The sequence below is a fragment of the Arcticibacterium sp. GJ41-1 genome (genome assembly GCF_055808875.1).
In genome coordinates, this window is record NZ_CM147888.1 from 3,497,202 (window position 1) to 3,522,270 (window position 25,069).

General features: G+C 36.5%; 22 protein-coding genes and 1 pseudogene. 14 read left to right on the top strand and 9 right to left on the bottom strand.

Annotation, left to right across the window (positions count from 1 at the left end):
• Positions 1–32: 32 nt before the first annotated feature.
• The 7 genes and pseudogenes from AC0L6O_RS14515 to AC0L6O_RS14545 all read left to right on the top strand — a co-directional run bounded on the left by AC0L6O_RS14515 (position 33) and on the right by AC0L6O_RS14545 (position 8,264).
• Positions 33–2,840, top strand: a complete 2,808-nt coding sequence (locus tag AC0L6O_RS14515) for a 3-coathanger stack domain-containing protein (protein WP_473303347.1) — start codon at positions 33–35, stop codon at positions 2,838–2,840.
• Between the two features lie 51 nt (positions 2,841–2,891).
• Positions 2,892–3,257: pseudogene (locus AC0L6O_RS14520) on the top strand (methyltransferase).
• Between the two features lie 173 nt (positions 3,258–3,430).
• On the top strand, positions 3,431–4,444 hold the full coding sequence (locus AC0L6O_RS14525) for a zinc-binding alcohol dehydrogenase family protein (RefSeq protein ID WP_473303348.1): 1,014 nt from the start codon (positions 3,431–3,433) through the stop codon (positions 4,442–4,444).
• Between the two features lie 508 nt (positions 4,445–4,952).
• A complete protein-coding gene (gene trpB, locus AC0L6O_RS14530; protein ID WP_473308529.1) occupies positions 4,953–6,002 on the top strand; it encodes a tryptophan synthase subunit beta in 1,050 nt (349 codons plus the stop codon).
• A 428-nt stretch (positions 6,003–6,430) separates the two neighbouring features.
• Entirely contained in the window at positions 6,431–6,985 is a 555-nt protein-coding gene (locus tag AC0L6O_RS14535; RefSeq protein WP_473303349.1) for a hypothetical protein, read from the top strand.
• 26 nt (positions 6,986–7,011) lie between these two features.
• Complete coding sequence (locus tag AC0L6O_RS14540; protein WP_473303350.1) at positions 7,012–7,569, top strand: hypothetical protein; 558 nt, start codon at positions 7,012–7,014, stop codon at positions 7,567–7,569.
• Between the two features lie 50 nt (positions 7,570–7,619).
• The gene (locus tag AC0L6O_RS14545) at positions 7,620–8,264 is read left to right on the top strand and encodes an energy transducer TonB (protein ID WP_473303352.1); all 645 of its coding nucleotides are present in this window, start codon (positions 7,620–7,622) and stop codon (positions 8,262–8,264) included.
• Between the two features lie 90 nt (positions 8,265–8,354).
• On the opposite strand, the gene AC0L6O_RS14550 is transcribed toward AC0L6O_RS14545, so the two are convergent.
• From AC0L6O_RS14550 to AC0L6O_RS14565, 4 genes are all read right to left on the bottom strand, one after another.
• Positions 8,355–9,986 (bottom strand): 2-oxo acid dehydrogenase subunit E2, encoded by a 1,632-nt coding sequence (locus AC0L6O_RS14550; protein ID WP_473303353.1) that lies wholly within the window; start codon positions 9,984–9,986, stop codon positions 8,355–8,357.
• Positions 9,987–10,075: 89 nt separating this feature from the next.
• The gene (gene lepA, locus AC0L6O_RS14555; RefSeq protein ID WP_473303354.1) at positions 10,076–11,863 is read right to left on the bottom strand and encodes a translation elongation factor 4; all 1,788 of its coding nucleotides are present in this window, start codon (positions 11,861–11,863) and stop codon (positions 10,076–10,078) included.
• A 142-nt stretch (positions 11,864–12,005) separates the two neighbouring features.
• Positions 12,006–13,478 (bottom strand): hypothetical protein, encoded by a 1,473-nt coding sequence (locus AC0L6O_RS14560; protein ID WP_473303356.1) that lies wholly within the window; start codon positions 13,476–13,478, stop codon positions 12,006–12,008.
• A gap of 47 nt (positions 13,479–13,525) precedes the next feature.
• The gene (locus AC0L6O_RS14565; protein WP_473303357.1) at positions 13,526–14,773 is read right to left on the bottom strand and encodes a DUF819 family protein; all 1,248 of its coding nucleotides are present in this window, start codon (positions 14,771–14,773) and stop codon (positions 13,526–13,528) included.
• A gap of 447 nt (positions 14,774–15,220) precedes the next feature.
• Between AC0L6O_RS14565 and AC0L6O_RS14570 the strand changes: the two genes are divergently transcribed.
• The 4 genes from AC0L6O_RS14570 (at position 15,221) to AC0L6O_RS14585 (ending at position 17,883) form a co-directional block, all read left to right on the top strand.
• Entirely contained in the window at positions 15,221–16,483 is a 1,263-nt protein-coding gene (locus AC0L6O_RS14570; protein ID WP_473303358.1) for an alpha/beta hydrolase family protein, read from the top strand.
• Positions 16,484–16,558: 75 nt separating this feature from the next.
• On the top strand, positions 16,559–17,086 hold the full coding sequence (locus AC0L6O_RS14575; RefSeq protein WP_473303359.1) for a hypothetical protein: 528 nt from the start codon (positions 16,559–16,561) through the stop codon (positions 17,084–17,086).
• A 36-nt stretch (positions 17,087–17,122) separates the two neighbouring features.
• Positions 17,123–17,353, top strand: coding sequence for a hypothetical protein (locus AC0L6O_RS14580; RefSeq protein ID WP_473303360.1), 231 nt, complete (start codon positions 17,123–17,125; stop codon positions 17,351–17,353).
• Between the two features lie 65 nt (positions 17,354–17,418).
• Complete coding sequence (locus tag AC0L6O_RS14585) at positions 17,419–17,883, top strand: TlpA family protein disulfide reductase (RefSeq protein ID WP_473303361.1); 465 nt, start codon at positions 17,419–17,421, stop codon at positions 17,881–17,883.
• Between the two features lie 186 nt (positions 17,884–18,069).
• Here the strand turns inward: AC0L6O_RS14585 and AC0L6O_RS14590 are convergent, their stop codons facing one another.
• From AC0L6O_RS14590 to AC0L6O_RS14600, 3 genes are all read right to left on the bottom strand, one after another.
• Positions 18,070–18,669, bottom strand: a complete 600-nt coding sequence (locus tag AC0L6O_RS14590) for a hypothetical protein (RefSeq protein WP_473303362.1) — start codon at positions 18,667–18,669, stop codon at positions 18,070–18,072.
• Between the two features lie 199 nt (positions 18,670–18,868).
• A complete protein-coding gene (locus tag AC0L6O_RS14595) occupies positions 18,869–19,660 on the bottom strand; it encodes a glycerophosphodiester phosphodiesterase (protein WP_473303364.1) in 792 nt (263 codons plus the stop codon).
• Positions 19,661–19,782: 122 nt separating this feature from the next.
• Complete coding sequence (locus AC0L6O_RS14600; protein WP_473303365.1) at positions 19,783–20,424, bottom strand: hemerythrin; 642 nt, start codon at positions 20,422–20,424, stop codon at positions 19,783–19,785.
• A gap of 352 nt (positions 20,425–20,776) precedes the next feature.
• Between AC0L6O_RS14600 and AC0L6O_RS14605 the strand changes: the two genes are divergently transcribed.
• From AC0L6O_RS14605 to AC0L6O_RS14615, 3 genes are all read left to right on the top strand, one after another.
• Positions 20,777–21,796, top strand: a complete 1,020-nt coding sequence (locus tag AC0L6O_RS14605; protein WP_473303366.1) for a glycoside hydrolase family 43 protein — start codon at positions 20,777–20,779, stop codon at positions 21,794–21,796.
• 72 nt (positions 21,797–21,868) lie between these two features.
• Complete coding sequence (gene mscL, locus AC0L6O_RS14610; RefSeq protein WP_473303368.1) at positions 21,869–22,315, top strand: large conductance mechanosensitive channel protein MscL; 447 nt, start codon at positions 21,869–21,871, stop codon at positions 22,313–22,315.
• 47 nt (positions 22,316–22,362) lie between these two features.
• On the top strand, positions 22,363–23,670 hold the full coding sequence (locus AC0L6O_RS14615; protein WP_473303369.1) for a DUF2254 domain-containing protein: 1,308 nt from the start codon (positions 22,363–22,365) through the stop codon (positions 23,668–23,670).
• Positions 23,671–23,897: 227 nt separating this feature from the next.
• Here the strand turns inward: AC0L6O_RS14615 and AC0L6O_RS14620 are convergent, their stop codons facing one another.
• Together AC0L6O_RS14620 and AC0L6O_RS14625 are read right to left on the bottom strand one after the other, a co-directional pair.
• A complete protein-coding gene (locus tag AC0L6O_RS14620) occupies positions 23,898–24,329 on the bottom strand; it encodes a hypothetical protein (protein WP_473303370.1) in 432 nt (143 codons plus the stop codon).
• Between the two features lie 172 nt (positions 24,330–24,501).
• Positions 24,502–24,978, bottom strand: coding sequence for an SRPBCC family protein (locus tag AC0L6O_RS14625; protein ID WP_473303372.1), 477 nt, complete (start codon positions 24,976–24,978; stop codon positions 24,502–24,504).
• Between the last annotated feature and the right edge of the window lie 91 nt (positions 24,979–25,069).

The window sequence follows — 25,069 nt, forward strand, 5'->3', positions numbered from 1 at the left end:
CTAGGAAACGAGTAGTGCTAACATTAATTTCTATGTTTTTATTAAAAGTGGCTACTTCTCAAGAGGTGAAATTATTCAAAGATATCAACAAAACAACCAGACCTTTAGAAATACTAGACCTAAAAACTATACAAGATTCATTAATATTTTGCTCTGTAAAAAGCGAAAATCATGATTCCACTAGTTTCTACATTCTTGATAAAAGCAAAGAGGTATTAAAGGAAAAAACACTTAACTCCGACACGAAAGTATACCCAGGTAAGAATGTAGTTTTCTTGTTAGAAAAAGAAAAAAACAGCTTTCACTATTCTCTGTACAGCATTAAGCCTTCCGAAGTAACTAAGCTTTACACTCAGGAAATGGGTAGTATAAATACTTCTAACATCTTAGTAATGGGTGATAAACTATATTTGTTTTTTCATCAGAATAGTTCAAATATCACAACCTTATTTCGGACAAATGACAAGTCTACGGATTTTGACTCACTTATGGAATTTACCGTAAACAGCAATCCCTTTATACGAAAAATAGGCCCAAATAAGATAGCCTTAACTCTATCTGAAAGGAACAGTAACAACAATTTAATAATCAATAAACTGTTAACTATAACGGATGAGAAAATAAGTTCATTGAAACTATTAGATGACTTTAATATGGATGAAGTCAGTAGCTCCCTAGTCCAACACATGACCAACATAGAAGAAAACCATTCAGGAGAATTTTGGATTACTTTCCATCCTTCTGATAATAAATACTTCATAGACCGCAATAGTGAACCACATTTCTATGACAATAAATTTAGTGCAGGAAACTTAATAATGAAAAATGATTCTACATCCCTATTTCTTCTGTCTGATCCTACTTATAGCTCTAGTAATCATTATCAAAAATGGCTTGAATTTAACTACAACGAATCAAGATTTGATACGATTTCTATAGAACTTTCAACCGAAATAGCCGTTTATAACCGAGAAATTAATAAATACATCATACTAAACTATAATGGGTCTGTAACTTTTCTAGACTCGTCATTTCATACCACCCATACCGTAACCTTTCCTAACATTGGCCCAGTGGAGAATAGTTACCAGTCAAGCAATAAATATTTTACTTCAAAAAATGCCATTTATTATGTAAAGACGATTAAGAGTTATACCTACCCCTTAACTATTATTCATAAGTATGACTTAGAATCAAAATTAATATCAGAAGTATTTAATAGCAGAATAAGAAATTTTGGAGAACCTAAAGAATCTACCTTCTTAGTATCTGATATAATAGAAACAGATGGAAGCTTATATTTCTCAGTAGAAATAAATCGGAGTTCAAGAGGGGTTACTTTTGAAAATGAGTTTGGAAAGCATCACATTTGGGAACTTAATTCAGGACTTTCTGGATTAAGCTCTTTTAAAACTTTTACTGAAAAAACATACTCAAGTAATCCAATTGGTTTGAACCATTCAGGAAACTCAATATACTTTTTTTCCGAACAAATAGATGGCCACAGATTATACCAATCTGAACTCAACCCTTCAAAACTTACAACTTTTGTAGATACCATATTTTATAATGGAAATACTCCTAGCCATAATCAAGGATTAATTCATAAAGCGGGAAATAAACTATTTTTCGAATTAAATAATTCTTCCACTAAAAGTACAATATCAAGACATTTAGCTTTTAGTGATGGTACTAAAGTGGGAACTCAATTCGTGAAAGACCAAAATGGTAATACATTTTTTAATCCTACTGAAATTAAGGTTTATAAAGACAAAGTTTTATTCATCTCAAGAAATAAGCTGTGGATAACGGATGGTTCTGTAGAGAATACGCACGAAATATCAATAGATCTTAACCATACTCACGGATTCCCCGCATACGCCTTTTTTAATAATTCACTATACTATTTAGAACTAACTGCTCAAGAAGTTGGCCTATGGAAATATGATTTTGCCGAGAACACAAGTTCTATCCTCATTACAAAGAATTATTCTTACTATGACCCACTCTTTTTAGACACGTATCCTGAGGATATACTGAGGCTCGCCATTTCTACCTCACTGGGAGAATATGAACTTTTTAGTATTGATAAGCAGGATGTAATAGGAAACCCTATTACACTTAAAACAAGCAGCTTAAAAGAACTTAAACTTGTTCGTATTCAAGAATACTATTATTTTATTAACAGATATATAAAGAATTTTCGACCAACAGAAAATTATGGATTATGGCGTACCGATGGGACGGCATCTGGAACAGTATTGATAGATCCCAACTTTAATGGAACTGAAATTCATGCGAATAAAAATAAACTTTTCAGTATTGTACTAAAGAGATATAATGAAGAATCAACTTATAGAAGTAGACCATATTTTTTCGATCATAATTTGGGCACTCACCAAATCCTATTTGATTCTCTTTTGACTCCTAGAAATGAGGTCAATTATCGCTATTCTGAAAAAACCGATTCACTATTCTTTTTCAAAAGAGGTAAACAACAGTATGTATCAGATGGTACCAGCGAAGGCACGGGGAAATTTAATTATAATCTTGAGAACACCTTAAATGTTAACAATACCATATTCTTCACCGCTGATTCTGAAAAATATGGAAACGAATTATTTTGGATAACCGCTTGTCCTGAAAGATTATTTCTACATAATAATATCTATGGCAATAGCATCTTTCAGAGTTCGGAAGAGATAATAGCAAATGGCACCCTTGATGTTAATAGTAATATTATTTTCCGAGCGGGAGGCTCAATTACTCTTGGAGCGGGGTTCTTCACTGAAAAAGCGGCTACTTTTAAGGCTGAAATAGAAAACTGTCTGAATTACTAATTAAAGCTAATTGAGCCCTATTTGCTAAAAGATACAATTCAGAAATTCCAAATGGGCGACCGTGTAGAAGCTATTAGTGGCGATTTCTTTGTAGAAGAGTTGCCCAAAGCGGATGTAGTGGCTATGGGCAATATATTACATGACTAGAATGAGGAAAATAAAATCAAGTTGATTCAAAAAGCTTACGACGCCTTACCTGTTGGTGGTGTATTTATTGCCATTGAGGCGGTGAATGATAATGAAAGAAAGCAAAATGCATTTGGTATGATGATGAGTTTGAATATCCTGATAGAAACCGCCGATGGTTTTGATTATACATTTGATGACTTCATTAGATGGACCAAACAAGTAGGATTTAGATCGACATCTTTAATGCGATTGACTGGTGCTTCAAGTACGGCAATTGCCTACAAATAGTTTTTTCTCTATTGCGGAGGCTTCCTGTCCTCCCACTAGCGGACAAATCCGAAAATAGAGAGACGCTCCTAGAGAATAAAGCTATACTATCCTTTTTGACCGTTATTGCACAGTCAATTTACTATACTTAGTTTTGCAACTATAATAAGTATAGTATATTAAAACATAAAGAAATGAAAGCAATAGGATTTAAACAATCATTACCAATAACAGACAAAAATAGCTTTATCGAATTTGAAACTGAAAAACCATCTCCTTCAGGATTTGATTTATTAGTAAAAATTGAAGCTATCTCGGTAAACCCAGTCGATTTTAAAATTAGAGAAAGTGCAGCTAAGGATACTACTTTAGAAACACCTAAAGTTATTGGTTGGGACGCTGTAGGTACTGTGGAAGCAATTGGTGATAAAGCTTCACTTTTTCAAGTTGGCGACAAAGTATTTTATGCTGGTGACCTTACTAGAAGTGGTAGTAACGCAGAATACCAATTAATAGATGAACGCATTGTAGGTAAAAAACCTAAAAACTTAAGCATAGAAGAAGCTGCCGCTATTCCTTTAACTGGATTAACTGCTTTCGAATCGCTTTTTGACCGCATTAAAGTAAACCCAGAAACGGATAAAGGAAAAACCGTATTAATACTCGCAGGAGCAGGTGGTGTAGGTTCTATAGCAATACAGCTAGCCAAAAAAATAGCTAACCTAACAGTAATTGCCACAGCTTCAAGACCTGACTCTATTCAATGGTGCAAAGACTTAGGGGCCGATTTTGTAGTAAATCATCACAACCTTAAAGAAGATTTAGAAAAGATAAACCATAGCCAAGTCAATTACATTTTAGATTTTGTAGACTTAGAAGGCTATTGGGAAACTGCAGCCGAGATTATTAAGCCACAAGGACATATTGTTTCCATTACAGGAAGTAGCAAACCTTTAAACTTGGATATTCTAAAGGCTAAGAGCGTTAGTTTTTCTTGGGAGCTTATGTACACCCGCTCTATGTTTAATACGGAGGACATCGTTAGACAACACGAAATCCTAAACACTTTAGCGGATTTATTAGATGCCGGCACAATCAAATCAACCTTAACTACAACTTTGAAAGGCTTTACGCTAGATAACCTTAAAAAGGCTCATGAAATGCAAGAATCAGGCAAAACCATTGGCAAAACAGTTATCCTTTTTTAAAGAGCTTGTCAATCAACTCACATACAGAATTAGCTTTAGAAGAGGTAAATAAATTAAAGTAGGTCTTCAACAAACGACCAAATAAAACCTAGTGCGAGTCATTGCAAAAAACAATGGCTCGTGCTTTTTTTATACCGATACCGTCTCCTACCAAAAAGCATGATTCTGGTCAGGTTCACAAAATCCGGTTCACCTTATATTTTATAAAAAAAACACCGATTCAGCGACTTCATGGCTAATGAGTTCAAATTTAGTCCTTGCTAAAAAAGTATTCACGTATTATTCTAGAGGCATTTCAATAGTGGGAAATTGACACTTTTTTTTGCAATATTTACATACCAATCAAATAAACAACTCATGAGTAATTATTTTAAAAAATATCCCAATAGTGAAGGTTTTTTCGAAGATTATGGTGGTGCTTTTATACCTCCATTTTTGGAAGCTGAAATGAAAAAAAATAACGGATGCCTATAACACTATAAGCAAGTCGCACAATTTCATTCAAGAGCTGCGTAGCATACGTAAACATTATCAAGGCCGACCAACTCCAGTTTATTATTGCTCACGATTGTCAGAAAAATACGGAGGACGCATTTACTTAAAACGCGAAGACCTAAACCATACTGGTGCTCATAAACTTAATCACTGCATGGGCGAAGCCCTACTGGCTAAACACCTAGGCAAAAAGAAGCTTATTGCAGAAACAGGTGCAGGCCAGCACGGAGTGGCTTTGGCTACTGCAGCTGCTTATTTCGGTTTGGAGTGTGAAATATACATGGGCGAAGTAGACATGAAAAAACAGCAGCCTAATGTGGTACGAATGCAAATTTTAGGAGCGAATGTTATTCCTGCTACGCACGGTCTTAAAACATTGAAAGAAGCGGTAGACTCCGCATTTGAGGCATACCTTAAAGACCCCGAAACTACTATCTATTGCATTGGCTCTGTGGTAGGTCCACACCCATTCCCGATGATGGTGCGTGATTTTCAAAGAGTGGTGGGCATAGAAGCTCGTGAACAATTTTTAGAAATGACAGGTGAATTACCTGACAATGTAGTAGCATGCGTAGGTGGCGGAAGCAACGCTATGGGTATATTCTCAGGATTTTTGGATGATGAAGAGTGCGAGCTACATGGTATAGAGCCTGCAGGACGCTCTTTAGAATTAGGGGAACATGCTGCCACCATGACCTTAGGAACTCCAGGTATAATTCATGGCTTTAAATGCTATACTTTACAAGATGAGAAAGGTGAACCAGCACCCGTTCATTCTATAGCAAGTGGGCTAGATTACCCGGGCGTTGGCCCAGAACACAGCATGCTTAAAGACATGAAAAGAGTGAATTACGACAGTATTAACGACAAAGAAACCGTTGACGCTTTTTATGAGTTAAGCCGTTTAGAGGGCATTATCCCTGCACTGGAAAGTTCTCATGCCGTAGCTTACGCTTTAAAGCTAGCTAAGAAACAACCTCAGAAATCTATATTGGTTAATTTAAGCGGAAGAGGCGATAAGGATATTGACTTTGTAGTTGAAACTTTCGGCTTACCGAAATAGCTAATAAAATTAAGATAGTAGCCTACCACCATTTCATTGTGACTTCACGATGTAGTGATTCTTGGTAGGCTATTTTTTTGTAGTAAGATTTCCCTCATTGCGGAGTCTCCGTTAGGGACCTTTAGGTTTGTGCTTGAGGATAAAAAAATTAGTTGGCTTGCCCTTGTGGGTTATTTTGCGGGTGTGCTGGTTCCCTATTTATTGAATTAACGTTCTACTTTTAGCTTTGAGTTAATCAAATGACATTAAAAAGACTCCCTCGATAATAAAAAAGAATTAGCTTTTGGCGAGATGTTGTTGATGGGAAAGCATCAAAGTCCACAAAAAAAAACAGTTCCCTAAAAATGAGAAGTAAGAAATCTTAAATTGACAGCAGCTTGTATTAGATTTGCCAATGTAAAAGCGGTCATATATAAGTCCATCATATTTTGAAAAAGAAGTTCTTTCTACTTTCTGTTCTATTTGTATTAAGCTTTTCTCAGAAAGCTAAGTGTCAATCAAGAGAAGATCCCCCTCTAATAGACAAAAGAAACACTCTTTCCATACAACCAATTATTTGGGGAAAATTTGGCAAAGGAGAAGTTGTTGGCTCTGGAATAGAATTCGAAAGGAAAATATCTCAGGCTTTATCTATTGAAATACCAATTCAATATTTCTTTCCTTATTTAGATAATGAGGGAATTTCTCTAGGCCCTAGACTCAAAATTTACCCATATAAAAAAGAGAAACCAGTAGTTTGGAGTATTGGTCCAGGAATAAGGTACAGTAAAGTTAATTATTTCGAGGGATGGTATTTGGATGGGAATTATTACAAAACTGAATATAGCCCAAACACTGATGTATTAGGTTTTGAAATGCACAACGGTCTAAATGTTTCCGCTAAGCATCTATATTTCAATGTAACCTCCACCTTAGGAATTAATTGTATTCCCTCTACCACAGCCATATTCATCAACTCAATGTCGATTGGAATACACCTTTAAAGAACGTCCCATAAAATAGCCTTGTTTTGAAAAAGTCCCTTACAGCTTTCTTCCTATTATGTTTTTTAAATGTGTTTTCTCAAGGAACTGAGAATACACCAAATCAGAAAACGTACCAAAAAATCGCTATACGCCCATTAGTCTATGGAATATACGGCGAAATATTCTTATCAGGCATTGGAATTGCTTACGAACAACAAATAGGAGAGAAAATATCCATAGAGGTTCCAATAGAAAAGTATTTCCCTTCCGGTATTTACGCAAGTCATAAGGCAACTAAAGAGAGAGGTTATAGCATCTCACCTACATTGAAAATATACCCCAAAGGCATCAATGAAAAAGCTAAATGGAGTATTGGGCCGTCTATAAGATATGGCGTTGTCAAGTATACTTACCATCATGGATACGGCGGACGCCAAACCAGGTTAGAGAAACAAGATATTCTAGGAGTTGAACTTAATAATGCTTTGACTATTCGGTTAAATAAATTTCAATTAGGATTTTCTAGCTCACTGGGAATGAACTACACACAAGAAATAACAGGTACATTTCTAAACGCATTGAATGTTGGATTTAAACTTTAATGTTATGCCAAAACAAGTTTTTAAGCTAAAATGAAAACGTAAATTAAAAAATGAAAATAAGAAATATCATTTTTATCCTTCTGTTCTTAAGCTTCCACTCTTCTTTTTCACAGTTAGCCCTAGCTCAATTTGAAGGCGGCGATGATTCTCTAAAATCTTATCTCGAAAGAAAGTTAAAACCATACAGGGAATTAAATACAGCACTACAATTACGAATAGATTCGACTGGAAAAGTTGTAGAAGTCGATATCCTAAACAGTACAGATTACGAGGTCGATGAAGCTATTTTAAAAATGGCAAATGAAATGCCCAAATGGATTCCTGCCACACAAGATGGCCAACTTATATCTTCTATAAGAATTATTCCAATCCAATTTGACGCATCAGTTGTGTACACGGCAGTAGAAGAAAACCCTTCATTCCCTGGCGGCAACGAAGCTATTGATGCCTTTTTCAAAGAAAACATGGGTATATTTGAATCTTACTCCAAAAATCTTAGATCTTGCTTTATTAGATTTACAGTAGTTGAAAATGGTAAAACCTGTTGCACTCTTTTCTTGAATGAGACTCCTAAGGTTGTCCAAGAAAAGGTTTTAAAAGCACTGAATAAAATGCCTCTGTGGAATCCAGGAAAACAAAATAATAGACTAGTTAAAGTCTTTTTCACTATGCCAGTTAAGTATATTGATTATTAAAATCTATATGGCGTTTCTTACCCACAAAAAAAACCTCTCCCATTTCTGGAAGAGGTTCTTTAAATATTTTGAGGCGATAAGCGATAAGCCTTAAACCAACATCTTAGTTGGGTTTTCAAGCAATTCTTTCACTGTTACCAAGAAAGCCGCTCCACCTGCTCCATCCACCACACGGTGGTCACAAGTCAGTGTTACTTTCATGATGTTAGTGGCATAAAACTCACCGTTTTTCACGGCTACAGTTTCTTTGATACCACCTACAGCTAGAATACAGCTTTCGTTGTTTCTGTTATTAATGATAGACGTAAAGCTATCTACACCAAACATCCCCAAGTTACTTACCGTGAAAGTATTTCCTTCCCAGTCTTTAGGTTGTAATTCTTTGTTTTTTGCTTTAGCACCTAGCTCTTTAGTAGCTGCCGCAAGAGCAGATAAAGGTAAAGCATTAGCAAAACGAACAACCGGCATCAAAAGACCATCAGGTACCGCCACAGCCATAGCTACGTGTACGTGATTGTTTTGTTTGATATGGTCACCTCTCCAAGAAGAGTTTACATTCGGGTGTTTAGTAAGTGCCAGTGCACATGCTTTTATTACTAAATCGTTAAAAGAAATTTTCACAGGAGAGTACTCGTTCATCTCTTTACGAGCTTCCATGATTTTATCCATGCAGATTTCCATGGTTACATAGAATTCTGGAGAAGGAATCTCACCAGAGAACCCTCTAGCAATAGCCTTACGCATTGGCGACAATGCTATTTCTTCAGAGCTTTCTACACCAAAGGCTGCACTACTTCCCGCTGCGGCTGGAGCCGGAGCTGCAGGAGCTACATAATTATCAATATCAAATTTGATAATTCTTCCACCTTCACCAGAACCACTTACAGTTCCTATATCTATTCCTTTTTCTTCTGCTAATCTCTTTGCTAATGGCGATGCCAATATTCTACCGTTTGAGGTAGTTTTTGGTGCTGCCGCAGGAGCCGCTGCTTTTGGAGCTGCAGTTTTAGCTGGCGTGGCTGCTGCTGGTGCCGCCGCTTTTGGTGCTTCTGCTTTAGGAGCTGGGGCTGCATTTGCTGCTGCTTCCGCTTTTAATAAGGTTTCATAATCTGCACCTTTCTCTCCTATCACTGCTATTACCGAGTTTACCGGTACAGCTTCACCTTCTTTTACACCTATATAAAGTAATGTACCTTCATCATAAGCCTCTAATTCCATAGTGGCTTTATCTGTTTCTATTTCAGCTAGCATATCACCAGACTTAACGGTGTCGCCCACTTTCATTAACCAAGTGTGAATTACACCTTCGGTCATGGTATCACTAAGAAGTGGCATTTTAACCAATTCTGCATTAATACCTGAAGTGTCAATAGCCTCAGCTGCTGGAGCAGCAGGAGCTGCTTCTTCTGCTGCTGGCGTTTCGGCTGGAGCTTCTGTAGCTGCACCACCTGCTTCTGCATCTAAAAGTGCTTGAAAGTCTTCACCCGGCTCTCCTATTACTGCCATTACAGCATTTATAGGCACCGCTTCTCCTTTCTGAACTCCGATGTACAAAATGGTACCATCTTCATAAGACTCCATATCCATGGTAGCCTTATCCGTTTCTACTTCTGCTAAAATATCCCCTGAGCTTACTTTATCGCCAACTTTGACATTCCAAGCTGCGATTACCCCTTCTTCCATGGTATCGCTCATTTTGGGCATTCTTATTACCTCCGCCATATTTCTATTGTAGTTTCTTTAAATTCTTCAACAATGCTCCAAAATTAAGACATCAGCCAATAAACTGGCAATTTGCCTCATAAAAAAGCCTAATTTATTTTCAACACCGCCATAAAAGCTTCTTGTGGAACCTCCACAGAACCTATCTGACGCATTCTTTTCTTACCTTTCTTCTGTTTCTCCAGAAGTTTACGCTTACGCGAAATATCACCACCATAACACTTGGCAGTCACATCTTTACGCATTGCCCTTACAGACTCTCTTGCTATAATTTTGGCACCAATGGCCGCTTGAATAGCAATTTCAAACTGCTGACGTGGTAATAATTCTTTCAATTTCTCACAAAGTTTCTTACCCCAGTCATAGGCCTTGTCTCTATGAACAATGGCCGAAAGAGCATCTACAGGTTCACCATTTAAAAGGATATCCAGTTTTACCAAATGAGATTCTTTGTAACCAGATAAACTATAATCTAAAGAAGCATAACCTCTCGAAATAGATTTTAATTTATCAAAGAAATCAAAAACAACCTCTGCCAGTGGCATCTCAAAAGTCAGCTCTACCCTATTTGAGGTCAAATAAACCTGATTCTTTATAATACCACGCTTATCCATACAAAGACTAATAATAGGCCCTACATAATCAGAAGCCGTAATTATCTGTGCATTAATAAAAGGTTCTTCTAAACTGCTTATTAAGTTAGTATCTGGCATTTCGGATGGTGCAGATACCGTAACGCGTTCTCCTTTATTATTAGTCACATGAAATTTCACAGAAGGCACCGTAGTAATAACCGTCATGTCAAACTCACGCTCTAAACGCTCTTGAACTATCTCCATATGAAGCATACCCAAGAAACCACATCTAAATCCAAAGCCTAAGGCGGCAGATGTTTCAGGTTCCCAAACTAAAGAAGCATCGTTCAGTTGCAGTTTATCCATGCAATCGCGAAGCTCTTCAAAATCTGTAGTATCTACAGGATAAATACCTGCAAAAACCATCGGTTTCACCTCTTCAAAACCTTGAATCGCGACTTTAGAAGGCTTATTTACCAAAGTAATAGTATCACCTACTTTTACTTCTTTGGCTACTTTTATTCCAGAAATAAGGTAGCCTACATCACCACATTTTATTTCATCTCTAGGCTGCTGTTTTAATCTTAAACTGCCTATTTCTTGAGCTTCATATTCTTTTCCTGAAGCCATAAAACGTACTCTATCTCCTTTTTTGATAGAACCATTTTTTACACGGAAAATAACTTCAATACCTCTGTAAGAGTTAAAAACAGAGTCAAATATCAAACCTTGAAGTGGAGCTTCTGGGTCTCCCACAGGATGCGGCACACGACTAACAATAGCCTCTAAAATATCTGTGATACCAATACCTTCTTTGGCAGAAGACAAAACTATTTTATCTCTATCAATACCAATCAGGTCTACCACTTGGTCTTTCACCTCTTCAATCATTGCCCCTGGCAAATCAATCTTATTGATGACAGGAATAATCTCCAAGTCATGCTCTAAAGCCAAGAAAAGGTTAGAAATGGTTTGAGCCTCTATTCCCTGTGCAGCATCTACTATTAATAGAGCACCTTCACAGGCGGCTATTGACCTAGAAACCTCATAACTAAAATCTACATGACCGGGTGTGTCAATAAGGTTTAGTACATATTTTTCTCCATTAAGCTCATAATCCATTTGAATGGCATGACTCTTAATAGTAATGCCACGCTCTCTTTCGAGGTCCATGTCGTCTAATACCTGAGCCTGCATTTGTCTATTGGTAACCGTACCCGTAAACTCTAATAGCCTATCGGCCAAAGTGCTTTTCCCATGGTCAATATGGGCAATAATACAGAAGTTTCTTATTTGCTTCACTAAGAAAAATTATGAGGTTAAATCAAACTGCAAAAGTACCACAAATTGCCCTGAAAATATGAGCTATGGCGAAAATCTTTACACAATTCTATTTGAAATGAATACAACACGATTGCCATTTGATATCAGCAAGCCTATATAACTACCAAAATCTTTGATAAGCAAAGTTTATCCCGTAATTATCTTTAATAAGTTCACCATGGTCAATACCAATATCCACTTTGATAAAAGCGTTTTTTGCCTTTAGCGGCACCTTAAATTCAAAACTGGTATTTAGCTGATTTAGAGGGTCTACCGGAAACCATATTGACCCAAAGTTTTGGCTATAAGAGCCTTTCGCTACTATTCCTATGGAGTTCAGCTGCATTTGCGTAGCTAAATAAAACACCTTTAATCTGTTAGAGTTACTAAAAGTAAAATTCCCTTTAGAGCTTTCTAGCTTCAGTTCATCGTCAGGCACAAAAAACGGAGAACCAATCGTTTCTTTTTCATAAGACCAACCATCTAAATACTGCTGATGGTTAAAATAGAAGCTATTATTTCCATAATCTTTCAAAGGCTTCTTTAGTAAACGAGCTATCAAAGCATTGTAACTTCCTTGATTCATAGAAAACAAATACTCAAAAACCACCTTCTTAAAAACTGCCTTCTCTTTATAATTATGGAAACTAAAGCCATAAAGCCCGTCATCTAAATTTGAAAAGCTACCGAGTGTTCGTCCTGTTTCTATGATGTTGTTTTTATAAAGCATGATCTTCCCGTTTTTGACAGAAAAATCCATACCCAAGTCTATTTGACTTACATGATTCCCAAACCTGTTTTCCGTTTCAAAACCTCCGTAGCCTAAAGTAGTATCTACCACGGCTTCATAAGGAATAACCACCTGTCCATAGGTAAACCAATCGGCAGGAAACTTACCATCTGTTAGTTTCTCAAAGCTTTCGGCATTATATTTTGGCGTACCGCCCCAAGCTACACTGTGAAGCAATCCTCCATAAAAGTGTAATTTGGCGTTAGGAGCACCTATTCTTCCATAAAGTGATTTTTGATGCAAGAAGTAACCTTTCACATATGTTTGTTCCCCAAACCAACCATGTGAGTAATGCCCTTTAAAGGAGAGCCAGTCGGCAAAGAGTCTTTTATATTCAGGAATGGAAAGTCGAACTTCTGGCAAAGGCAATGAATTACCAGACCAAGTAACAGAGCCACTGCTCAATGTAGTATCTACCAAACCGTGAATACTTTTTATACGCCCTCCTGAAAGCCTTAAGTCACCAAAATTCAATCCCACAAAGGCCTCTGGCAAGATTATCAATGGCTTTTCGCCAACAATAGTTACAAGGTCAATACAATAGTCGGCGGAGAAAAAACGCTTGCTGGTATCTTTTTTTGACATCAATACTTGACGAAAATAAAGCGAATTTCCGTTTTGTGGCACGGAGCCAAATTTGTTACTTTTTTGCCAAAATGGAATTTTGTTGTTGGAACTGAAGTAGCCTCCGAGCTCAAAACCGTAATTAAACTTATTGACAAACTTAGCACTATCTACCTGAGCATGAGCCGAGAAGGCACAAGCAAGCATTAAGTAGAGAAGCAGTTTGGCGGTTGGCCGCATTAAGTAAGCAATCAGTTAGTACTTAAAATTAAGCAAAAACTACGCCACTATTGACCTGAGGCTAAGCGAATTAATTGTGTAGTAAGATATCCTGCATAAGTTCCTAAGGCATAGCCCAAAACAGACAAAATAACACCTACTGAAATAAGTGATGGATGAAAGGCCGCTGCCACCACCGATGCGGAGGCTGCTCCGCCAACATTAGCCTGTGAACCTACCGCTACAAAGAAATAGGGAACCTTTAAAAGCTTCCCTGCTACTACAATAAAAACGGCATGAATCACTATCCAAATAAAACCAACTAAAAACAACATTGGGTTATCTGCAATAGCTACCAAACTCATTTGCATACCTATGGAAGCAATAAGAATATATAAGAAAACCGTAGCAAGCTTAGTGGCTCCCACATGCTCTATCTCCTTAACTTTGGTTTGCGAAAGACCTATACCAATTAACGTAACTATGACCACCACCCAGAAGAAACTAGAAGTAAGACTAAACTTTGCCAAATCTGGATAGTTCTCACTGATAAATGGCGTAATTAAATCAGCACAGAAATAGGCTATTGCAGTCCCTCCAAAGCCTACGGCCAATATTTTCATGTAATCTTCGTAAATAGGAATTTTAGTTTTCTTTTTAGACTCTGCTTCCAGTTTATCCTTGATTTCATCAATCAAATCTGAATTTGAACCAAAGAATTTATTCATCTTCGCTTTATTGGCTACGCCCAAAAGAAGAATAGCCAACCATGTTTCTGCTACCAAAATATCTACTGCTACCGACTGAGAAAACAAAGCCGCACTAGGTTCAAACACTTCTTTAAGAGCCGTTTGGTTTGCTCCTCCACCTATCCAGCTTCCTGCTACCGTTGATAATCCTCTCCAAGTTTCAGAGTTCACACCTGAGAATGTTTCAGGGCTTATGGCTTTTACTATTAAAACAGCTATGGGACCACCTATTACCACACCTACCGTTCCTGCCAAAAAGACCAAAACAGCTTTGATGCCTAATTTCTTAAGCATTTGAATATCTAAACTCAAAGTAAAAAGCAACAAACATGGCGGCAAAAGATACCTACTCACCACAGGGTAGACTTGAGACTCTTCACCTGAAATAATTCCTAAAGAGTTTAATGCCCCTGGCAAAAAATAACAAAGGAGAATAGGCGGAAAGAATTTAAAGAAGGATTGCCAAGGTTTACCGCCGTTTTTATTTCGGTCAAAAACAAAGTAAAGTAGGCAAATCAATAGTCCTAAAACTATGGCGTCGTTTGTGATGAGGGTTTCTTTGAACATGCTCAAAACTAAGGAAATTTATCATCCTCTTTTATGAATCTGTTAAATTATCATTGTCTTCAGACTGTATGCCATTTTTCTTTAAAAACATCTTTTACGTCAATAGAAGTTTTTTTTTGAAATATTTCAGAGAACACCCTCTTTTTATTCGCTGGCTTTCCAGCCTGGAATTCATTTTTTAGCGTAAAAAACGAATCAAAAAAGCATTACCGGCAGCGGCCGACCGTCTGTAAACTCATACGTTCAAAATTCTCAGTATTTAATTAGACATGATTATATTTCTTGAAAACGAATTTTGACCGTACTCAAACAGTACAGGGCGATATAAGGAATTCATTATTTTATTTTTTCAGTTGCAGTACAAAATAATTCGAGACAGCCCTGAGCTTTCAATCATTTTTTGCAATTTTGAATGAAACGAACTTTCATCAATACCCTAATTTAATAATGAAAAAAACTTACTTAAGTTTAATCGCAGTCCTTATTGCGTTTTCTGTTCAAGCCCAAAGCGAATTTATTTACGGCGATGCCCTGCCGGATGCTCCCGAATTAGCTAAAAGAGGTCCGCATAAAGTGGGTGTAAAGACCTTAGATTTTGTTCACAAAAACCAAGTGGACATTATCAACTCTAAAGACGGCGTAGACGCCTTCTATGACAGAGACCTAAAAGTGGAAATGTGGTACCCCGCCGACGTGGCAGATGAAAACCCAGTGATATTATACGACGAAGTTATGGGAACTGCCAACGATGAGAAACGTCCATTAATTCCTTTTCGATTTAAAGGCAGATCTAGCAGAGATGCCAAGCTTAAAAGCAGCTCAAGCAAATACCCGCTTATAGTGGTTTCGCATGGTTATGTGGGTTCAAGATTCTTAATGACTTATTTGACAGAAAACTTGGCTTCTAAAGGGTACATAGTAGCCGCCATAGACCATAAGGAGTCAACTTTTAGAGATGCCAATGCATTTCACAGCACCTTATTAAACAGAGCTCAAGACATTCATTTTGTGGTCAATGAAATGACTAAACTGCCTTTTACCAGTAAAGTAATGGACTCTGAAAACATAGGAATTATAGGCTACTCCATGGGTGGTTATGGCTCTTTAAATGTAGCTGGTGCTGGATACTCTCAGGGTTTAGCGAAGTTTTTTGGTAGCATGACAGGTGGTAGCAAAGCCATTGATGTGTTAACCACTGGAAACGAAAAATACGAAGCAGCTTTTGACAGCAGAATTAAAGCGGTAGTGGCTTTTGCCCCATGGGGAATGGCCAGAGGAATTTGGGATGCTGAAGGACTTAAAGGTTTAAAAATACCAACCTTCTTTGTGGCTGGAAGCCAAGACGATGTATCTGGTTATGAAAAAGGCATAAAGGCCATTTATGAAGGTGCTACCAATGTGGAACGTTACATGCTAACTTACGATAACGCCAGACATAATGTAGCTCCAAACCCACCACCTGCAGAGTCTTTAGCAGAAGGATTACCTTTTGATGAGTATTACAGATACGCCGAACCAGCCTGGGACGAAAGACGCATTAATAACATTAACCAGCATTTTGTAACTGCGTTTTTGGATACCAAACTAAAGCAAAAAGACTATGCAAAATACCTAGACTTAAAACCAAACTCAAACGACGCCACATGGGAAGGTTTTAAAGCAAGGTCTTCTACTGGCTTGGAATTATTGCATGCTGAGGCTGGGGAGTAGTCACTTTCAAAAGAAAACCCCTTACAGAGTCCAATGAATTGAGACTCTGAAAGAGGCAAAAACTTACTACACATTATGAAACAATTTATTTATTTGATTTTTATACTACTAATCGGATGTTCTGAATCCAAGACAGATTTTGTAGTTAAGCTTAATTCACAAGACGGATATGGAATATTTAGTCCTGGGAATGTTATTTTATTGCCAAGTCGAGATTCTATATTTTATCGAAATGTACCAAAGGACATTGATGAATATGTTGTTAGAAGTTTAACATTACAACCAGCACAATATTATTGGAATAAATATTTAGATGGAAGCATTGAAGAAGAGCAATTTAAGAGTATCACGAAATATTACAAGGTTGATACATCCAAACTTTCTAATACAACAGTAGATTGTGAAGTTCTATTTCTTATCGGCACAAAATCAAATAAGCGAGTAATAATTGTTGATTCTGACAATGATGAGGATTTTGGAAATGAAGAAATTCTTGAATACGAATTTCCATTGACCTATGAAAGGCAAAAAGAAATAGAGAATACGCTTCCGATTGTTTCAGCTCAATATGAGTATTTTGACAATAATCAAATAATATCATAAATAACTAAAGTTAAACCGAGTCCATATAAAGGCACCATGGGGCTGACCTTCAATACAGACAATGAAATTGAAAAGAAATACTTCCTGTTTGCAAATTTTCCAGAGCATAAAAAAGGACACTTTGATTTTGATGGCATGGAGTATGACTTTTTTGTCTCAAATGGTTTTTCACATGTAAACTATACAGCAGGTGACTTATCCATCTTTATAACGCCACAATCAGATTCTTTGCCTTCAGAATTAAATGGTAATATCCCTTTAATATAGGTGATGTTTTTAATGTTAAAGGTCATGATTATATTATTGATTCAGTTACAACTTGGGGAGACGAAATGTTCATTAAGTATGTTGGTAAAAACACTGTACCAGTTGGAATTACAGAAGGCTATAATATGCCAAAGTTTGAAGCAAAACATCTTGATAATTCCATTTTTGAGTTAAAACAACATCCTGACAAATACATTCTACTTGACTTTTGGGGAACATGGTGTAAGCCTTGCATAAAACTTATACCTGAGTTAAAGAAAATAAATTCAGAGTATTCTAATGATAAATTTGTTTTGGTCAGTGTTGCTTATGATAGTGACTCTAAAAAAGTTGCCGATTTCATAAGTAGAGAAAATATGGATTGGGAACATCTATTTGTTAATCAAAATCAAGGGAATAAAAATTCTTTGATTGAAAAACTAAAAATAACAAGTTATCCAACTACTATATTAATTGACCCAAATGGAAAAATTATAGCAAGAAACAAAAGCATGGATGAACTAAAAGAAATAATCAAAAACGCCCTGTAGTCGAGTAGCCGGACCCATCAAAAGAAGATGATTGACTGTGGCAAGGAAATATCTTACAAAGTCCAATGAATTGAGACTCTATAAGGGAAAAAACACTATCTTTTATGGCGAAAAATTCTCTATTGGTCGGTCAAAAGACCGACTAACATAAGTACAAGGTCAAAAAGACCTTGCACAGCGGGGAAATCACTTTTTCCGTTTTTTGGGTTTAACTTTTCCAATCATTCTAGAAATGGCTATAGGCTCAAGAAAATAATATTGCTGAAAACCGGGCTTAAAAAAAGATTTCATTGCCCGAAAATGGTTCTCATAATAGAAATCACTTAATCCTCCTTTTAAATTTATTCTAATTGGCAGTAAATAATATCCCGAATAGTACTCTTCATTTGAATGAGATACTTTGACATTTCTTAAAACTTTAAAGATTGCCTTTCTTATTAGATAGTCCTTTTTTAGAAAACTGTAAAAAATGCTCGTTAATTTAGTTTCAGAGGTCTCTATAAAGTAATCATAGTCGAAACTCTCGGGCTCTTCCCCATTAACCCAAATTGAATCCAATTTACCTGATTGGTTAACTTTGAAACGAACATAAATGGACATTTCTAAACTATCCATATCTGCAAATTCTGAATTCAACTCGTCTGTTAACAAATCACCAATTTTTTCAAGGTTAATATACTCTTGTGAATAAGCGGGAGACAGAAAAAACATTGAATATAAACATACCCAAAGAAAGCCATTATCCAAAGAAAATATAGTTTTACAAAAAAGTATTGATGCTTTCATTTTTTTCTATTTTCCGAGGTCTTTTCCTTACTGCGTATCCTCCTCAGTTTTACAAATAACCCATTTCCTTTTCAAAACTTTCACTAAAGCCTATTATCAATCCTAACCATTCAAACCAGCCTAAGAAATCGGCAGAGTGAAAGAATCAACTAGAGCTTGCAGAGTCCAATGAATTGCAACTCTACATAGGAGAGAAGTATTAAAACTGGCGAACGTCTAGTCTTGAAAAAGCTTGAATCATTTCTTCTAGATTATCCGTCAATATAAAATCGACTCCTGCATCAAAAAGTGTGCTTAATTCAGTTACTTTTTCTGAATGAAAATAATTAATCATAACACCATTATCCTTTAATCTTTTAATATCGGATAGCATTTGACCATCATCTCTACTACTTTTTATTTGCAAAAATGGGTAAGCTTCTTTTATAGTATCTTCAATATATGCTGCTCGTGAATTCAATCTGTTCATATTGCAAATTTTCAAACCAGAATCTACACTTCTAACACCGCGTGCGGCCTCTTTTCCACAAGCAATTACGGCTTGATTCATTCTATTTTCAGCAATAATCACTTTAGACGTTTCTATACCCACTTTTTTAGTGCCCTTAAGATGAATATTTAACCAAATATTCTCAGGCATCATCTGAAGAACTTCTTGAAGTGTTGGTACTTTTTCACCGGCAAATTTGTTAGATTTCCAACTACCCGCATCTAGCTTTCTTATGTCTTCAAAAGTCAATTGAGAGACTTTCCCAGAGCCATTTGTAGTTCTGTCTACCGTCTCATCATGCATTATAATCAGCTTGTGGTCTTTTGTAAGTTGTACATCAAACTCAATCATGTGTGCACCTAATCGAATGGCCTCTTTAAAGGCAGCCAAGGTATTTTCTGGATGCGTTTTATTTGCACCACGATGTGCACAGATTCCTTTTGAAGCTAAACTTTCAGATTGTGCTACACACAGCACATTAGTAAGAAGAAATGGCAGCAAGAATAAACATTTCTTTAAGAAAACGAATTTACCAGAATTCACAGACTATTGATTTAGGATGATATACTTAAATAAAGGTAGGCTTATTTAATACTAAATTTCAACAGCGGAAATCAAAAAACTTACAACATGGCCTCTACCCTAGGTAATAAAACCTCGTCTTCAATAATGGCATGTCGTTTTAAATCTAACTCAAACAAGTCAATTTGGTTCATAAACACACTATAAGCAAAAGGCACTTTCATGTCTTTAACAGCCTCTTTTATAATCAAATTCACCTTTTTCAGTTCATCTTCAATAGGATCGTGATTTCCCAAAAACTCTATAAACGATGTCCATTTTTTAGTTTTTGACATTTGTTCTTTAGACGAACTCGCTAAATCTTTTGCCATTGGAAAGAAAACATTCTCTTCCATTTTGATATGACTTATCAGGCTCTTTTGATACTTACCAAAAAACATGGCCAAAGTCTTCAACAGATTTGAAACATCTTCATGGCCAAAAACATGCAGGATGGATTGCTGCAGTTCAGGCAATTTTTTGGTCAAATAGTAGTGGTGGTTAAAAACAAGATAATCAATGATTTCTTCCGTCGAAAATCCTTTGAATTTCTCAACTGTACCAGAAAGATCATTCATATCGAGCTGAGAGGCAACTTCTGTAAGTTTTCTACTAGGCTTATCAAGCTCCAAGTTTGAATTATAAAAGTTATTAAAGTTTTCGTTTATAGCCTCGTAAGTACTAATGTCCAATCTTTTTATCATCTTTTTAACATTGTTTATTTACAAAGATTGATTCAAAACATGATTTTAAATATGACCAAACTCATGCTTTTAAATACCAAACCTTAATTATTACTAAGGGCTTCTGAATTTCCTTACTGCGGAGCCTCTGCAGTAGTTTTACATATAACTCATTGCTGGAGCTTGCAACGTTTAATAAATTGGGACTCTTCAGGAAAAACATTAATAATTCTAAAGCCCACAATAACGCTATCTCAGAAACAGCAGCTTCTATTTCGGTAAAAAACTTCAACAAAACACTCCCACGTCTACTCCCACCCTATATAATTCTAAACTTAGTTTTTGAATCTCAAAATTGATTTTATCTTTCATTATGAAATTGAATACCCTAGTTTATCTATTATTAGTGGCAGTTTTGTTTAGCTGTGAGAGCGAAAATAAAACCAAAGAGCTTTCTGGAAATCCTATTGCTAAAGGCTGGTACGCCGACCCAGAGGGCGTTATTTTTGGTAATGAATACTGGATTTACCCTACCTTCTCTGCCAAATATGAAGACCAACTATTCCTTGATGCTTTCTCTTCTAAAGATTTAGTAAACTGGACTAAACACGAAAAAATCATTGATACCACCATTATCAAATGGGCTAGACAAGCCATTTGGGCTCCTTCTATCATAGAAAAAGACAGTAAGTATTACCTATTCTTCTCTGCCAATGATGTGCAAAGACCCAGCAGAGGAGCATCTTTTGACCCAAATAACGACATCAATCATTTTGGAGGCATTGGCATCGCCATGGCAGATTCTCCCAAAGGACCTTTTAAAGATTATATAGGCAAGCCCTTAATATCCGATTTTTATAATGATGCTCAGCCTATTGACCAGTTTGTCTATAAAGATGATGACGGCACCCATTATCTTTTTTATGGCGGATGGAAACATTGCAATGTGGGTAAACTTAACGCTGATTTTACAGGATTTATCCCATGGGAAGACGGTTCCCTTTTCAAAGAGATTACGCCAGAGGGTTATGTAGAAGGTCCTTTTATGTTTAAAAGAAATGGGAAATATTACTTCATGTGGTCTGAAGGCAGCTGGGGAAACAGTACCTATCATGTTTCTTACGCCATGGCAGATAATGCTACTGGTCCTTTCAATAAAATAGGTACCATTTTAGAATCAGATACCACCATAGCCACCGGAGCAGGACATCATTCTGTTATGCATCCTGAAAACACGGAAAAGTACTACATAGTTTACCATAGAAGACCCATCCAAAATGAAGGACGCGACCACCGTGTTACCTGTATTGACGAGATGTATTTCAATGAAGATGGCACTATAAAGCCAGTTAAAATAACTAATGAGGGAGTTGAGGCTCATTTGCTACAATAAATAAACATCTTCAATACTAATTTATAATCCAAATAAGTCCTTATTTCGAATATTAACAAAAACGAAATAAGGATGGCTTTTAAATTTCTAACTGAATTCAAAGAGTTTGCTGTCAAAGGCAACATGATTGACATCGCAATAGGTGTTATAATAGGTGCGGCATTTAACAAGGTAATAGACAGCATAGTAAAAGAGATACTTATGCCGCCGCTGAGCCTCATGACCAATGGTGGAAAGTTTGAAAACAGTAAGATAGTTCTCCGTGAAGCCATTATTAAAGGAGAAGAAATTTTACAGCCAGAAGTGGCCATAGGCTATGGAAAACTATTAGAAGCTTCCATTGATTTTGCTATCATAGCCTTTACCGTTTTCTTGATGGTTAAAGTCATACACTCCTTAAAGAAAAAAGCAGAAGACCCAAAAGATGGTACGGTAGCTACACCAAAAGACATAGAACTGCTTTCTAAAATTAGTGACTTGATGGAAAAGCAAGTGAACTTGCTTGAGAAAAAGAAATAGCCTCATTGACCAAAGGTCAAAACACATTTAAACCAAAACACCAGAGCGTGAAAAAACTATTATTCTTTTGGCATAATCTAAAGTCTACGTTTTGGTTTATTCCCGTTGCTATCATCGTTATTGCTATACTTGCGGCATTTGAGCTACTGTATCTAGACAATAACCTTAATTACACACCAAAAGGTGTTTTGCAATACGTTTTTCCAGGTAGTGCAGGAGCGGCTCGTAGTGTCTTGTCTGCCATTTCTGGAGCAATGATTACCGTGGCAGGTACCGTTTTCTCCATTACTTTGGTGGCTTTAACTTTAGCTTCTTCGCAGTTTGGGCCACGACTACTTCGCAATTTTATGCATGAGCGGCTTAATCAGGTGGTGCTTGGTACTTATGTTTCTACCTATGTTTATTGCCTAATTATTCTTAATGCGGTAAGAGATAATGATAGCATCTCTTTCATTCCTACCCTATCGGTTTTTGTGGCATTTTTAGTCACCATCGCAAATATCATTTTGCTCATAGTTTTCATACATCATATTGCCATGAAAATTCAGGCAGATGCTGTAATAGCCGACATATCCGAACTCTTGTCAAAGAATTTAAACAGCCTTTTTCCTGAGGAAATAGTTATAGGCGAGCCCACTCTCAAAGAGCCAGATATGCCGAAAGTTTTAAAAAACTACGAATATCATATGCCTTTACTTGCTCCCAAAAATGGGTATTTACAGTTTATAGATGCAGAAGATTTAATTCATAAAATGAAGGATAAGAATCAACTGCTTATTCTGGACTCTAAACCGGGTAGTTACTTGGTCAAAGGTTTTACGGTGGGTATGCTGTACGCATCAAAGCCCATTCAGCCCGATGAGTTTAGTTCGCTTCAAAACATGTTGGTTTTAGGAAAACAGCGGTCGCCCGACCAAGACGCAGAATTCTCTATATTACAAATGGTAGAAATAGCCGCCAGAGCTTTATCGCCAGGAGTTAATGACCCATTTACCGCAATAGCCTGTATTGATAATTTGACGGCCACCATGTGCCGATTAACACAAATTCAGTTTCCATCAAAATATAGATTTGACGACAATGAGCAAGTCCGTGTAATTGCGAAAAGCCTAGATTTCAAAGGGCTTATGGATGCCTCTTTTAATCAAATTAGGCAATATGCCGCCGGAAACCCTTCGGTGCTCATTAAACTTATGGAAGGCTTTAAAACGCTAAAAAGTTTTGCCACAACAGACGAACATCACACTGCCATAAAAACACATGCCAACATGGTCAAAAGACTAGCAGAAGAAAGTATCAAAGAAATAAACGACCTAAACGACTTAAAAGAGCGGTATCAGACTTTTGAAGATTGATTGGTTCTGCTGACTAAACCTTCGACCACGCTGTGGTCAGGGTGCTATTTCCCTTGTACTTTTTAACATAGTTTGACCACTCTGTGGTCAATTCTAAAATTCGCTTTGCTAAGCTTCTAGCTTAGCAGAGGTGTTAATCAGCCTCTGGCTGATATGCCTTAATTACTACCCACGGAAACATTACCTCCTCACAAACTACAAGCTTTTAAGAGTAAAGGTAAATTTAGTTAATTTGAAAGCCCGCCAATCTCCACACAGTCTATTAGAGGTCTCAAATCTTCAACCAAGAAGAAATCACATTTAATAGCGTCAGTTTTAAAATCAAACATGCGTGTTTCAACTTCCAAATACCCAACAGAGATGGCCGAAAGAAAAACCTTGACACTTAAAGGTCCATTTACAGTAAAAGTATATTCACCACTTTCTGTTGTTTTTACTTTTAAACAACCCATAGTTACTACTGAATGGCTAAGAGGTAAACCCGTTAACTTATCGTAAATCGTTCCTGAAATATTAGTTGGATTACCTTTTGAATTTATCTTCTCTAAAAGGTATCCACCAGCATTGTTAGTTGGTGTTAATGTCGATTTTGGCCTAATAGTACAGGAAATGTTTAACGTGAGAAGTGTAACCAGTAAAATGATTAAGTTTTTTTTCATTATTCAATATTTCATTAATACCCATTACTAAGCCTCTAACTTAGTAGCTGCGATAATCAACCTCTGGCTGATATCTTAATTTCTAAAATTAATACCTTCCAGCAGACCAGAGGCTTGCAAACACTCCTCCGAAGCTACAAGCTTCGAAGAGCAAAGACTAAAACGAAACCTCTTAATTGATTAATATTTTTCGCCACTTATCCGTTTCAGCAAATTCTTTTATAATTTGATTTCGTTTTGATAATAAATCCTTCATATAATTTTCAAGAAATAACATATCAGCTAATTTGCCAAAAACACCAAAAGGAGATGAATACTCAAATACGTCAATCATCAGAGTACCATTTTCAATATCAGAAAAGTTATGTTCATGTCTAAATTCTGAAAAAACACCTTCTTGCATTTCATCTACAAAATAATTAGGTCGGTCGAACTCCGTAATTTTTGAAGTTAGATTTTGATTGACTCCGAAGTGTTTTGCTCGCCAAGTGACACTTTCATCTATACCTATCAATCCACTCGTTTTACCAGCAATTGCTTGTTCATTGGTATGTTCAGTAGAAATTTTATGTAAATCAATACTCCGAGCAAGGTCAAAAACTATTTCCCTATCAGCTGTAATAACTGTTCTAAGTTCGATTTTAGGCATTTTTTACTCAAAAAATATACGCCAAATTAGTCAATCCTTGTCAGAAAGGCTTGATTTTAAATCAAAAAAAGAAAGTTTCGGGAGCTGAAAA